This is a genomic window from Corynebacterium ulceribovis DSM 45146 (assembly GCF_000372445.1).
In the GTDB taxonomy this organism is placed as follows: Bacteria; Actinomycetota; Actinomycetes; order Mycobacteriales; family Mycobacteriaceae; genus Corynebacterium; species Corynebacterium ulceribovis.
This window is the reverse complement of record NZ_AQUY01000001.1, coordinates 496,593-509,771: the sequence shown is the minus strand read 5'-3', so window position 1 is coordinate 509,771 and position 13,179 is coordinate 496,593. Positions and strand designations below refer to the sequence as shown.

Below are 13,179 nucleotides of genomic sequence, written 5' to 3'. Positions count from 1 at the left end.
GATTCATGACCGAGCAGCAGTTCCGCATTGAGCACGACACCATGGGTGAAGTTAAGGTCCCAGTTAACGCACTGTGGCGAGCTCAGACCCAGCGTGCCGTTGAGAACTTCCCTATCTCCGGCCGTCCGCTGGAATCCGCACAGATCCGCGCCATGGGTCTGCTGAAGGCCGCTTGCGCCGAGGTGAACAAGGAACGCGGCCTGCTGCCGGAAGAGCAGGCAAATGCCATTGTCGCTGCTGCAAAGGAAATTGCCGACGGCAAGCACGACGCAGAATTCCCAATCGACGTTTTCCAGACCGGTTCGGGTACCTCCTCCAACATGAACACCAACGAAGTCATCGCTTCCATTGCGAAGGCTAACGGTGTGGATGTGCACCCTAACGACCACGTCAACATGGGTCAGTCCTCCAACGACACCTTCCCTACCGCTACCCACGTTGCGGCAACCGAAGCTGCGGTCAAGGACCTCATCCCAGCGCTGAAGGTGCTGCAGACCTCCCTGGCCAACAAGGCTGAAGCATGGAAGTCCGTGGTTAAGTCCGGCCGTACCCACCTGATGGACGCTGTTCCAGTGACCCTGGGCCAGGAGTTCGGTGGCTACGCACGTCAGATTGAAGCTGGCATTGAGCGCATCGAAGCGACGCTGCCTCGCCTGGGTGAACTGCCAATTGGTGGTACCGCTGTGGGCACCGGTCTGAACACCCCAGCTGATTTCGGCGCGAAGGTCACCGCAGAGCTGGTTAACCTCACCGGACTGGAAGAGCTGAAGGAAGCCAAGAACCACTTCGAAGCACAGGCTAACCGCGACGGCCTGGTCGAATTCTCCGGCGCAATGCGCTCGGTGGCCATTTCCCTGAACAAGATTGCCAACGACATTCGCTGGATGGGTTCGGGCCCACTGACCGGCCTCGGCGAAATCCACCTGCCAGACCTGCAGCCAGGTTCCTCCATCATGCCGGGCAAGGTCAACCCAGTGCTGTGTGAAACCGCTACCCAGGTTGCAGCGCAGGTCATTGGTAACGACGCGGCGGTTGCGTTCTCCGGCGCAAACGGCCACTTCGAGCTGAACGTGTTCATCCCAGTGATGGCCCGCAACGTCCTTGAGTCTTCCCAGCTGCTGGCCAACACCGCCCGCGTTTTCGCAGAGAAGCTTGTTGACGGTATTGAGCCAAACGAAGAGCGGATGCGCACTCTGGCTGAGTCCTCCCCTTCCATCGTGACCCCGCTGAACTCCGCGATTGGTTACGAGAACGCCGCGAAGGTCGCTAAGACCGCGCTGAAGGAAGGCAAGACCATCCGCCAGACCGTTATCGACATGGGCTTCGTCGACGGCGAAACCCTGACCGAAGAAGAGCTGGACAAGCGCCTGGACGTGCTGGCTATGGCCAACACCGATCGCGACTAGTTTTCGCTTTCGTCCCGCGGCCAGTGAGATAGCCGCGTTACCCCCGCCTTGTGGTGGCAGCTGGTGCTGCTACCCTCGGCGGGGGTTTTCTTTTTGGGTAGCACTATCGCGGCCACCGCGAAAACTACAAGCAGATGGCCTGCAAATATATCTTTAGAATTACCTTAAATTCTAGCTAAAACAAATTGCGTTCTACGTCACAAAGCTCTATTTCTTTGCTTTTTGGCGACGTATCAACACACCCGTTGACCTCAACGAATCGCGATCAGTCACAAAATTTGCAAAACTTAAGTTTAGCTGTGGCACGTCTTGTTATGATCTGCCCACTGTTAGTCTCGCCACACCCAGGCGCCGACTAGCTTTGACTGCTACCCGCAGGTGTCAACTCCCCGAATCCTTTCGTTGAATGGACCTTCCATGGTTTCACCTAGCTCCGGCTCCGCCGGTAACACCCAAAATCGCGAAGTCTTTTCCTCTCGCGCTGCCTTCCTATTCGCTGCCATTGGTTCGGCAGTCGGCCTAGGTAACATCTGGCGTTTCCCATACGTTGCCTACGACTCCGGTGGTGGTGCCTTCCTCATCCCTTACCTGGTGGCCCTGCTATCCGCAGGTATCCCACTGCTTTTCCTGGACTATGCCATCGGTCACCGCTTCCGTGGTTCGGCTCCAAAATCCTTCCGCCGCATCGCCCGCTGGGCAGAACCAATCGGCTGGATCCAAGTTGGCATCTGCTTCTTCATCACCATCTACTACGCCGTCATTATTGGTTGGGCGTTGTTGTATTCCCTCAAGTCCGTCAATAAGGCATGGGGCGATGACCCAGGCACATACTTCATGGAGGACTTCCTCAAGCTGGACGCCGTGCCGGTCAACAGCATGGAGTTCGTCACCCCAATTCTGATCGCGCTGGTCGTGGTCTGGGCTGTGACCTTGGGCGTGCTGGCCTTCGGTGTCGACAAGGGTATCGGCAAGGTCTCCTTGGTCTTCATCCCACTGCTGGCCGTACTGTTCATCATCATCGTGGCGTACGCCATCACCCTGGATGGCGCTGTTGACGGTCTGAACGCTTTCTTCACTCCGGACTGGTCCGCGCTGCGTGACTCCAGCGTCTGGATTGCCGCCTACGGCCAGATTTTCTTCTCCCTGTCCGTCGCATTCGGCATCATGCTGACCTACGCCTCCTACCTGAAGCCACGCACCAACCTGACTGGTGCCGGCCTGGTGACCTCCTTCGCTAACTCTTCCTTCGAAGTGCTTGCTGGTGTTGGTGTGTTCTCCGTGCTGGGCTTCATGGCGAAGTCCCAGGGCGTGGGCGTCGAAGAGGTTGCCTCTTCCGGTATCGGTCTGGCGTTCGTCGCCTTCCCAGCCGTGATTTCCGAACTGCCAGCAGGCATCGGCCCAATCTTCGGTGTGCTGTTCTTCTTGTCGCTGGTCATCGCCGGTCTGACCTCGTTGATGTCGCTGGTGGAAGTGGTTGTTTCCTCCGTGCAGGACAAGCTGAACCTGGCCCGCGTCCCAGCAACCCTGGGCATCGGTGGTCTGATGGCCGTCATCTCGGTGCTGCTGTTCTCCACCACTTCTGGCCTGGTGTCGCTGGACATCATGGACAAGTTCACAAACAACATCGGCATTGTGCTGGTGGCGCTGCTGACTATTTTCGCGGTCGACTGGATTTTGCGTCGTACCACCGAGTTCGGCATGCACCTCAATGCGGTGTCGTCCTTCCGCGTGGGTGTGGTGTGGCGCATGTGCGTTGCATACATCACCCCGGTGGTGCTGGGCTTGATTCTGACCAACGAGCTGGTCGCGCTGCTGCAGGAGAACTACGAAGGTTACTCCAACGCGCAGATCAACACCTACGGTTGGGGCGTTGTCGGCGGCGTGCTGGTGCTGTCGCTAGTGCTGTCCCTAGCCCCATGGCGCGGCAAGCACCGTCTGGACGGCCCTCCGGGTTCGGACTTCGGTGTCACGGCGCACTTCGATGTTCCTGCGCACCCACCGCGTAAGCACACCCCTGGTGCCGCTGCGGCGGAGGCTCGTCTGCTGGCTTCCGGTCACGCCATTGACTCCACTGACCCTGCCAACCCTGCCCCAACTGTGTAAAGGTGCATCATGACTACTTCCGCAATTTTGATGATGGTCCTGTTCATCGTGGTTATCTGGGGCGGACTTGCCCTGGCCGTCGTGTACTTGATGCGCAACCCTGATGAGGCCGCCGGCGTACTCGGCTCCGACCCGAACGCCACCGATGAGGTGCTCGCTGCGATGGAAACCCAGTAGTTTCCCAGCTGCTGCGGTTTACGTAGCACCCCTCCTTCCGCACCACCGTTGTTACTGCCCCGTTGCAGTTGCAACGGTGGTTTGCTTTTTGACGTATTGGGCAGGCATTGAGTGAGCCATTAGCCTGGCAGGGTTTTTAGTGACCTGCGGTTTTAGTTTTGCAACTGGTGGTTCACACATTTCACATAGTTTCTTTGGTAAAACTTTTACGCTTTTTCCTGCAATGTGAGACCCGCGTCACATACCGTATGCTCCAACACATTCATCTGAACGTGCGTACCCGAGAACGTATTGGACACTTCCATGGCCACCACCACTGGCGCGGAACGACCTCAACACCGCGAGGTCTTTTCCTCCCGTACCGCTTTCCTCTTCGCTGCCATCGGCTCCGCTGTGGGCCTTGGCAATATTTGGCGCTTCCCTTACGTCGCTTACGAAGCCGGGGGCGGCGCCTTCCTCATCCCGTACCTGTGTGCGCTCTTAAGCGCCGGTATCCCACTGCTCTTTCTGGACTATGCCCTCGGCCACCGCTTCCGCGGCTCCTCCCCCAAGGTATTCCGGCGGATCAACCGCTTCGCCGAACCAGTTGGCTGGATCCACTTCGGCATCTGTTTCTTCATCACCGTCTATTACGCGGTCATCATTGCGTGGGCTTTCCTCTACACCGGAAAGTCCGTCACGCAAGCGTGGGGTGCGAGCCCAGAAACTTACTTCTTCGAAGACTTCCTCCAGGTCGATGCTTCCGCCTTGAACACCTTCGACTTCGTCCCATCCATCACCATCGCGTTGGTGCTTGTGTGGGTAGGTGTGCTGGCAGTTTCCGCGCTTGGTGTGGATAAAGGCGTCGGGAAGCTCTCCCTCATTTTCATCCCACTCCTTGGCATTTTGTTCTTCATCGTGGTCGTCTACTCGCTCACGCTGCCCGGCGCGATCACCGGTCTCAACGCCTTCTTCACGCCAGAATGGTCCGCGCTGCGCGACTCTGGCGTCTGGTTGGCGGCCTATGGGCAGATTTTCTTCTCCCTGTCCGTCGCCTTCGGTATCCAGCTGACCTACGCCTCCTACCTCAAACCGCGCACGAACCTGACCGGCTCTGCTCTGGTCACCGGCCTAGCGAACTCTTCTTTCGAGCTGCTTGCTGGTGTTGGCGTGTTCTCTGCACTGGGCTTTATCGCTCAGGCCAATGGCGTGGGCATCAATGATGTCGTCACCAACGGTATCGGCTTGGCGTTTGTCGCCTTCCCTGCCGTAATCTCGCAGCTACCTGCTGGAATTGGTCCGATCTTCGGTATTCTTTTCTTCCTGTCGCTGGCGATTGCCGGTGTCACGTCGTTGATGTCTCTGGTAGAAGTGACGGTGTCCTGCGCACAGGACAAGCTGAAGATTGGTCGCGTACCTGCAGTGCTTGGCATTGGTGGCACCGCCGCTATTTCCTCGATTGTGCTGTTCGCGCCGACCTCTGGTGTGGTGGCGCTCGACATTATGGATAAGTGGACGAACCACATTGGCATTGTTTCCGTCGCTATCCTGGGCATTGTGGTGCTCGACTGGATTCTGCGGCGCACAACCGAGTTCGGCATGCACCTGAACTCCGTCTCGTCCTTTAAAGTCGGCATACTCTGGCGCATGTGCGTGGTGCATATCACCCCAGTGGTGTTGGGCATTATTCTGCTGGACGAACTGGTCAAGCTCCTGCAAAGCAACTACGAGGGCTACTCCAACGCTCAGATCAATCTCTACGGCTGGGGCGTTTTGGCCACTATCACCGTCGCAGCTGTTGTCCTGAGCGTGCTGCCATGGCGCGGCGAGCATGAGCTTGATGGCCCACCGGGCTCCGACTTCGGTGTGACTGCCGACTTCCGCGTCCCTGCGCATCCGGCCCGTAAGCACACAGCATCCGCTGCTCATATCGAGCGACGCATCCTAGCCACCGGCGAGGAAGTGCAGCGTCACCTTGATACCCAGGCGACTGAATATCTGGACTTTAACACCCCAGCCGAGCTTGGTGCGGCAGCCCCCGAGGCACATTCCGCCACCACGCAAAAAACCGCCCCAGTGCGTCGATAAGCGAAAGGAACCCGACAATGACAACCACAGCAATAGTGATGATGGTGCTGTTCATGGCCGCGGTGTGGGGCGGTTTAGCGATTGCGGTGCTGAGTTTGAACCGCAATCCGGACCACAGCAGTGGCGTGCTCGGCACCTCCGCAGGCACCTCCGATGAAGAGCTTGCCGCCATGGAAGTTCAATAAACCCAATTCCGGGGGTAGCCTGTTTGCATGACTGACACTTCCGTAAAGGAAAACGCCGGAAACATCGGTTTGATTTTCAGCGCTCTCATGCTCTCCATGCTGATGAGCTCCCTCGGACAAATGATTTTCTCCACCGCCCTGCCAACCATCGTTGGTGAGCTCGGTGGAGTTAACCATATGAGTTGGGTTATCTCGTCCTTCCTGCTCACCATGACCATCGCCATGCCCATCTTCGGCAAACTTGGCGACATGGTCGGCCGGAAATACCTCTACCTTTTCGGAATCGTCCTCTTCATCACCGGCTCCACACTCGGCGGGCTAGCTAACTCCATGGGCGCGCTGATTACGGCCCGCGCCATCCAGGGTTTCGCCGCCGGCGGGCTAATGGTGACTTCCCAGTCCATTGTCGCGGAGATTGTGCCTGCCCGAAACCGCGGCAAATACATGGGCATTATGGGCGCGGTGTTCGGTGTCAGTTCCGTGCTGGGGCCGGTGCTCGGCGGCTGGTTTACGGACGGGCCGGGCTGGCGCTGGGGTCTGTGGGTCAACATTCCTATTGGTCTGCTAGCTTTCACCGGTTCGGCGCTATTCCTGAAGCTGCGCCGCGGTTCCTTCAAAGGCCAATACTTCGACTGGCGCGGCACGGCGCTGCTGGCGTTGGCAACTTCTTCACTCATCTTGGTCACCACGTGGGGCGGTACCGAATATAGCTGGCTCAGCGCCCGCATCATCGCCCTTGTTGTGTTCATGGTGGTCACTGGCGCGGCATTTATCTGGGTGGAGCGGCACAACCGCAACCCACTGATTCCATTGAAACTGTTCCGCAACCGCAACATGGTGCTGGCCACCATCGCCGGAGTCGTTGTCGGCTTTTCCATGGTTGGCATGCTCGGCTATATGCCGACGTACCTGCAGATGGTGCACACCATGACGCCCACCCGCGCCGGCCTCATGATGATTCCGATGATGATCGGCATGATTGGTACCTCCACCGTCGTCGGCTTCATCGTGGCACGTACCGGACGGTATAAGTGGTACCCCATCGTTGGAATGGGCTTTGTGACGTTGGGGCTATTTTTCTTGTCCCGGCTGACGCCGGAAGCCACGCTGGTGCAGGTCGGCGGCATCTTGTTTGTGATGGGGCTCGGACTTGGGCTGTCTATGCAGCTGCTGGTGCTCATTGTGCAGAACAGCTTCCCGATTACCATGGTCGGCACCGCCACAGCCACCAATAACTTCTTCCGGCAGCTCGGGTCGACGATCGGTGCTTCCGCAGTTGGCACGCTGTTTATCTCTAATATGCAGGCGCAGTTGGCGGAGAATCTGCCGAAAGCCTTCGCAGAGTTGGGGCCGCGGGGTGCGGCCTTGGCACACCAGTTTGATGAGGTCGGCACCGGTTCGATTACCCCAGGTGCGGTTGCAGCACTGCCGGCCCCAGTGCGGGATGCGATTGTGCAGAGCTATAACGATGGCCTGACACCGGTGTACCTGCTGATGGTGCCGTTGACCATCATCGCGATGCTGGTGCTCCTTCCGATTCGGGAAGATGCCTTGCGCGAGACGATCGAATAGCACCTAGTGGCCGATTAGCGGCTAGTGGCTAGTGGCCGAGCTCTTCGCCCACTTCGTCGAGGCGGTTTGCCGGCAACGGGTCACCAGCGGCTTCGGCTTCTTCAGCAGCTTTACGCAGCGCAGCTTCTTCTGGCTTTTCTAGGAGCTTTTCCAGGATGATGATGTCGCGCCACTGCCCTGCCATCGGACCATAGGTCATCTTTGCCAGGTGGTGGTAGGTGCCCACCTCTCGGAAACCGAGCTTGCGGTGCAGCATCAGCGAGCCAACGTTTTCTGGAAACACCCACGAATGTAGCGCCCAGATCCCCTGTTCGGCGGCGGTGTCGATGAGGTGCTGCAGCAGCGCACGGGCGAGGCCCATGCCTTGCCCATCCGGATGGATGTAGATGGAGTCTTCAATGACGCCGTTGAAGATTTTTCGCTTGGAAATTGAGGAGCCCGAGCACCAGCCCAGGATTTTGCCCTCGTTTTCCGTGCCGGTTTCCTCGGCGACGAAGCACAGTTCCATTCGCTTGAGCTGCTCGAATTCTTCCCAGCTCGGCGCGGAATGCTCCCATGAGGCGTGGCCACTATCTAGGCCATGCTCATAGATTGCTTCTACTTGCGGATAGTCCTCGGCCACCATTGGTCGAATGGTGTAGGCCCGTTTCGCATTTTCTGACATGCTGACCAGCTTTCCTAAAAAGACCGTCGCCGTCCACCGACTTCGCAAAAATCCCCCGAAGTCGGTGCTTCTATTCTCAGTAGAAAATCAGTTTACCTACCCGCGCTCAAGCAGGTCGGTTACCAATTCCGCAATCTTGGAACGCTCCGAGCGACGCAGCATAACGTGCGCAAACAGTTCATTGCCTTTGAGCTTTTCAATAACCGCCTGAACACCATCATGGCGCCCAACCCGAAGGTTGTCCCGCTGGGCAACATCGTGAGTCAGCACCACTCGGGAATTTGCCCCCAAGCGGGACAACACCGTCAGCAGCACATTGCGCTCGAGCGACTGCGCTTCATCCACGATGACATAGCTGTCATGCAGGCTTCGGCCGCGAATGTGCGTCAGTGGCAAGACTTCCAGCATTCCGCGGTCCTGGATTTCCTCCATGACATTCGGGCTAACCAAACCTTCCAATGTGTCGTACACGGCCTGCGCCCACGGGTTCATCTTTTCACTTTCGCTGCCCGGCAGGTAGCCAAGGTCTTGGCCGCCAACTGCGTACAGCGGACGGAACACCACAATCTTGCGGTGCTTGCCGCGTTCCAGCACAGCTTCAAGACCTGCGCACAGCGCCAGTGCCGATTTGCCGGTACCAGCGCGGCCGCCGAGCGAGACAATGCCGACTTCGTCGTCAAGCAACAAGTCCAATGCAACGCGCTGCTCCGCGGAGCGCCCCCGCACCCCGAATGCTTCCGAATCTCGCACCAGTTGCACCGAACCGTCTGCTTGCACTCGGCCTAGTGCCGACTTCGTACCACCGGCCAGCTTGACACCACAGTGGGTCGGCAAGTCAGAAACTAATTCGTCGCGGTCGGTGAAGCGACCGTCGAGGAACACCACGCCATCACGGTAGAGGAAGTCGATTTCCTCATCAGCTACCGCAACATCTGCCATACCGGTGTAGCCAGTCAGCACTACGTCCTGCGCGTGGTATTCATCCGCTGGCAAGCCGACGGAACCGGCTTTAACACGCAGCGGGATGTCTTTAGTCACCAGGACACAGTCTTGCCCCTCAGCGCGCAGGTTCAGGGCGCAGGCCAAAATGCGGTGGTCGTTGGCGTCGGTACGGAAACCGACCGGCAAGACGGAGGGGTCGGTGTGGTTCAGTTCCACCTGCAGCATGCCACCGGTTTCATTGACCGGCACCGGCAGGTCGAGCCGGCCGTGGGTGCGGCGTAGCTCTTCTAAGTGGCGCAGCGCAGTGCGGGCGAACCAGCCGAGTTCTGGGTGGTGGCGTTTGCCTTCGAGTTCGCTGATGACAACCAGCGGCAGCACAACGACGTGCTCGGCAAACTTTCGGAGGGCGTTTGGGTCACTCAGCAGCACCGACGTGTCGAGGACATAGGTGCGCAGCTTAGTTTCGGTGTTCGTGGTGGCCATCTCTTCACCACGAATCACCTCCTCGAAAGTTGCTTCCGAGGTGTGGTCAGTGGTCGAGGAGTTGGTATGCACGTGGCTCCCTTTTCTTTCCGGTCCATCCGACATCTTCCCCATGCCGGACACTCCCCAACCTAGAGCCCCGACGTTGAAATGACATGGTTGTTAGATGAACAAACGCTAACCCCAGATAAACGTTTGCTAACCTATCGGCGTTTACCCCGTCTACCTCGTGTTTTACCGAAACTTCCCTTGGCGCCCTGGCCACGCCGACGACGAGTCTCCGCAGCCTGCTTTGAAGCCGGCTTCTTCACCCGAGATGACTTCGCCGGCACCGCATTTCGCGCCGAATTCGCCGTGCGTCCGCGGACAGTTCCCACGAAATCCTGTCGAATGTCGTCATCAGAATCCTTCGGCCACAGCAGCACAATTCGCGTGGTTGACCCCTCCAGATGCTCGCGGTGCACCACTTTCCGGCCAGCAAGTTGCCGCAGCAGCGGCCGCGGTGCAAACGCAATCCCCGCACCAGTTGCCACCACCGGCAGCATGTCTCGCACCGCCGCAACATCGACCGGCTCCCCTTCGGCCAGCGCCGGCAGCAACACCATTTCATCCGCCAGCTCCGCGTTGCTGACCACTTCCCCGTCAGCAAAGGCCGCCAACGGATGCTCTTTCTCCGCCGCTACGCCAGCTGCCTCGTCATAGAGCTCAACTCGGTGCAGGTCTGCGCAGCTGTTTTCGTCAACAAGAGGTTCCCTAGCCAAACACATATCCGCACGGCCGCTGCGCACCGCAACCAGCGGATTGTCATCGGGGAAGGCCTCCAACCGCAGCTGCGGGAAGCGGTCGCGGTGTCGGCGCAGCCATTTATCGGGCACCACGCCAGGCGCATACGCAATGCGCAGCGTCTCAGTTGGGTCAACTGCGTTCGGTTCCATGCTGGTAATGCTACCGTCGATGGTGTGAGCAATGAACCTTCCGCCCAAGCCATGAAGCCGCTGACCGCCGCGAAAAAGCTTGGCATTTTCCTGCCAGCAACGCCCGCTGAGTTCCAAGAATCAGCCATCAGTCGGGAGCAGTTCCAGCAGCTGCAGACCGATCCACCTGAGTGGCTGCAGACCCTGCGCCGCGAAGGACCGCACCCGCGGCCGGTAGTGGCACAAAAACTTGGCATTACTATCACTGCCCTCAAGCGCAACGACATGGATAAGGCGCTGACTACCGCAGAGATTAATGAACTGCTGGTCGAAGCCCCAGAATGGTTGGCCAAGGCGCGCGAGTCGATGGCGCAGCAGCGTGCCGAAGCCCAGACCGACGGAGCGGAGGCCACAACCCAGGAGAACTCCAATGACTAGCCTGAGCTACGACATTGTCGGTCCGGACGACGCACCGGTCGTGGTGCTGCTGCCGAGCCTCGGCGCCACCCGCGACATGTGGAAATGGCAGACGGACGCACTCAGCGACCGCTTCCGGATGATCACCGTTGACCTGCGCGGACATGGCCAGTCCCCAGCGCCCGCCGAACCGTACAGCATCGACGAGCTCGCCGAAGACGTCGTTTCGCTTCTTGACGAATTGGGAGTGCAACGGGCCAATATCACCGGAATTTCCCTTGGCGGCGCCGTGGCACAGTACTTTGCGCAGGCATACCCAGATCGCACGGAAACATTGACCGCCATCTCTACCACCACCCGCTTTGGGCAGCGCCGCGACTGGCTGGACAAAGCGGAATTGGTGGAAAAAGAAGGCACTCAGGCGCTGGCAGACGGAGTGGTAGCGCGCTGGTTCACCCCAACGTGGGCCCAGCGAAACCCAGAGATTGTGCAGGAGTTCTACAACGCGATTGTGGCTACTTCGGACGCAGGTTACGCCGGTTGCTGCCATGCGTTGGCACAGTTCGACTCGTCGGCCTTTTTGGCGCGGGTCAACGCCCCGACGCTGGTTATCGCGGGGCAGACCGATCCGTCGACACCGCTGGAGGCTGTTAATCGGGTGCGCTCGGGCATTGTCGGGTCCCGCATGGTGACCATTGACCCAGCGGCACACCTGGTGACCGTGCAGCAGGCAGACTTGGTGAACTCTCTGCTGGCAGGGTTCTGGAAGTAGCGCGCAGCGGTTCGGGAGCTCGTCTCCAGTTGGGCTTCATTAAGGGGTGTAGGCAGTTTCGGCTGTCTGCACCCATTTTTGTAACTATTTTCGCGAAACCTAGCGAAGTGTTAATAATTTTGTTCATAATGGAAGTCAGACGCTGTGAGACACACGACACATTTTCTTGTTGGTTGTGTTTCAGTCACATCTTGATAGCTCGCCGGACTGGCGAATCCCTAGCTTTGAGGAGAGACCAATGCGGGACTTCCTACCTCGCACCATTTTCACCGAAGAACACGATATGTTCCGCGACATGGTGCGCGACTTCGTGGCCAAAGATGTCAAACCACACGTTGCTAAGTGGGAAGAGCAGGCATACATCGACCGCTCCTTCTACAAGCAGGCCGGTGAGCTCGGCCTGATCGGTTTCGCTGCCCCAGAAAAGTTTGGCGGCTCCGATATGAACGACTTCCGCTACAACCAGATCCTCGCCGAAGAGTTCGCCCAGGCAGACTGCGGCTCCATCATCGTCGGCATCGGCACCATCAACGACCTTGTTGTGCCATACCTGCGCAAGTTCGCCAATGAGGAACAGTGCGAACGTTTCCTGCGTCCACTAACCACCGGTGATGCTATCGCTGCTCTGGCGATGACTGAACCAGGCGCTGGTTCGGACCTCGCTGGCATGCGCACCACTGCCCTGCCAGATGGTGACGACTTCATTCTGAACGGCTCAAAGACCTTCATCTCTAACGGCATGCAGGCTGACTTCACCATCGTCGCAGCCATTACTGACCCGGATAAGGGCCGCGCGGGTGTCTCCCTGCTGATTATCGAAGACGGCATGGAGGGCTACACCAAGTCCGGTCCACTGAAGAAGGTCGGCTTGCACGCCCAGGACACCGCGGAACTGCACTTCGACAACGTGCGCATTCCAGCAGCAAACCTCATCGGTGAGCGCGGCGCCGGCTTCGAATACCTGCGCACCAACCTGGCACATGAACGCCTATCCATTGCAGTCGGCTCGGTTGCGACGTCCCGCCGCGCCTTCGACTTGGCGTACCAGCACTCCATGGAACGCACCACTTTCGGAAAGCCATTGGCAAACCACCAGGTGCACGGCCACTTCCTGGCAGAGATGGCCACCGACGTTCAGGTAGCGCAGTCCTTCGTCGACCAGTGCGTCATGGCGCACAATGAAGAAAAACTCGATGAGGTCGGCGCATCCATGGCGAAGTACTGGACCACCGAACTGCAGCTAGAGATTGTTTCCCGGGCGCTGCAGATGCACGGCGGCTACGGCTTCATGATGGAATACCCAATCGCGACCCATTACTTGGACACCCGCGTCCAGCCAATTTACGGTGGCCCGAATGAAATTATGAAGGAGATTATCTCCCGTAAGCTCTCCAAGGGTTTCGGTAAGTAGCCTTCCGGCAACCACAACATAGCCACACAGAAAAGGAGCCAGTCGCATCGCGCGGCTGGCTCCTTT

The 13,179-nt window shown here is 58.5% G+C and carries 12 protein-coding genes; 9 read left to right on the top strand and 3 right to left on the bottom strand.

Annotation, left to right across the window (positions count from 1 at the left end):
• The first annotated feature begins 5 nt into the window (after positions 1–5).
• From A3EC_RS0102380 to A3EC_RS0102355, 6 genes are all read left to right on the top strand, one after another.
• The gene (locus A3EC_RS0102380; protein ID WP_018023563.1) at positions 6–1,406 is read left to right on the top strand and encodes a class II fumarate hydratase; all 1,401 of its coding nucleotides are present in this window, start codon (positions 6–8) and stop codon (positions 1,404–1,406) included.
• Positions 1,407–1,823: 417 nt separating this feature from the next.
• Entirely contained in the window at positions 1,824–3,509 is a 1,686-nt protein-coding gene (locus A3EC_RS0102375; RefSeq protein WP_018023562.1) for a sodium-dependent transporter, read from the top strand.
• A gap of 9 nt (positions 3,510–3,518) precedes the next feature.
• Positions 3,519–3,686 (top strand): methionine/alanine import NSS transporter subunit MetS, encoded by a 168-nt coding sequence (gene metS, locus A3EC_RS0102370; RefSeq protein WP_018023561.1) that lies wholly within the window; start codon positions 3,519–3,521, stop codon positions 3,684–3,686.
• 303 nt (positions 3,687–3,989) lie between these two features.
• Positions 3,990–5,753 (top strand): sodium-dependent transporter, encoded by a 1,764-nt coding sequence (locus A3EC_RS0102365; RefSeq protein ID WP_018023560.1) that lies wholly within the window; start codon positions 3,990–3,992, stop codon positions 5,751–5,753.
• A 17-nt stretch (positions 5,754–5,770) separates the two neighbouring features.
• On the top strand, positions 5,771–5,938 hold the full coding sequence (metS, locus tag A3EC_RS0102360; protein WP_026162115.1) for a methionine/alanine import NSS transporter subunit MetS: 168 nt from the start codon (positions 5,771–5,773) through the stop codon (positions 5,936–5,938).
• Positions 5,939–5,965: 27 nt separating this feature from the next.
• A complete protein-coding gene (locus A3EC_RS0102355) occupies positions 5,966–7,510 on the top strand; it encodes an MDR family MFS transporter (protein ID WP_018023558.1) in 1,545 nt (514 codons plus the stop codon).
• 28 nt (positions 7,511–7,538) lie between these two features.
• On the opposite strand, the gene A3EC_RS0102350 is transcribed toward A3EC_RS0102355, so the two are convergent.
• The 3 genes from A3EC_RS0102350 to A3EC_RS0102340 all read right to left on the bottom strand — a co-directional run bounded on the left by A3EC_RS0102350 (position 7,539) and on the right by A3EC_RS0102340 (position 10,534).
• Positions 7,539–8,174 (bottom strand): GNAT family N-acetyltransferase, encoded by a 636-nt coding sequence (locus A3EC_RS0102350; RefSeq protein WP_018023557.1) that lies wholly within the window; start codon positions 8,172–8,174, stop codon positions 7,539–7,541.
• A gap of 96 nt (positions 8,175–8,270) precedes the next feature.
• Positions 8,271–9,599, bottom strand: a complete 1,329-nt coding sequence (gene phoH2, locus A3EC_RS0102345; protein ID WP_026162114.1) for an RNA 5'-3' helicase PhoH2 — start codon at positions 9,597–9,599, stop codon at positions 8,271–8,273.
• 203 nt (positions 9,600–9,802) lie between these two features.
• Positions 9,803–10,534: a LysR family transcriptional regulator substrate-binding protein gene (locus A3EC_RS0102340; protein ID WP_018023555.1), complete on the bottom strand. Its 732-nt coding sequence runs from the start codon at positions 10,532–10,534 to the stop codon at positions 9,803–9,805.
• 51 nt (positions 10,535–10,585) lie between these two features.
• On the opposite strand from A3EC_RS0102340, the gene A3EC_RS0102335 reads away from it, so the two are divergent.
• From A3EC_RS0102335 to A3EC_RS0102325, 3 genes are all read left to right on the top strand, one after another.
• The gene (locus A3EC_RS0102335) at positions 10,586–10,951 is read left to right on the top strand and encodes a DUF5997 family protein (protein ID WP_026162112.1); all 366 of its coding nucleotides are present in this window, start codon (positions 10,586–10,588) and stop codon (positions 10,949–10,951) included.
• Entirely contained in the window at positions 10,944–11,702 is a 759-nt protein-coding gene (gene pcaD, locus A3EC_RS11115; RefSeq protein WP_018023553.1) for a 3-oxoadipate enol-lactonase, read from the top strand. Before A3EC_RS0102335 ends, pcaD begins: the two co-directional genes overlap by 8 nt.
• A gap of 238 nt (positions 11,703–11,940) precedes the next feature.
• Positions 11,941–13,113 (top strand): acyl-CoA dehydrogenase family protein, encoded by a 1,173-nt coding sequence (locus tag A3EC_RS0102325; protein WP_018023552.1) that lies wholly within the window; start codon positions 11,941–11,943, stop codon positions 13,111–13,113.
• Positions 13,114–13,179: the final 66 nt, after the last annotated feature.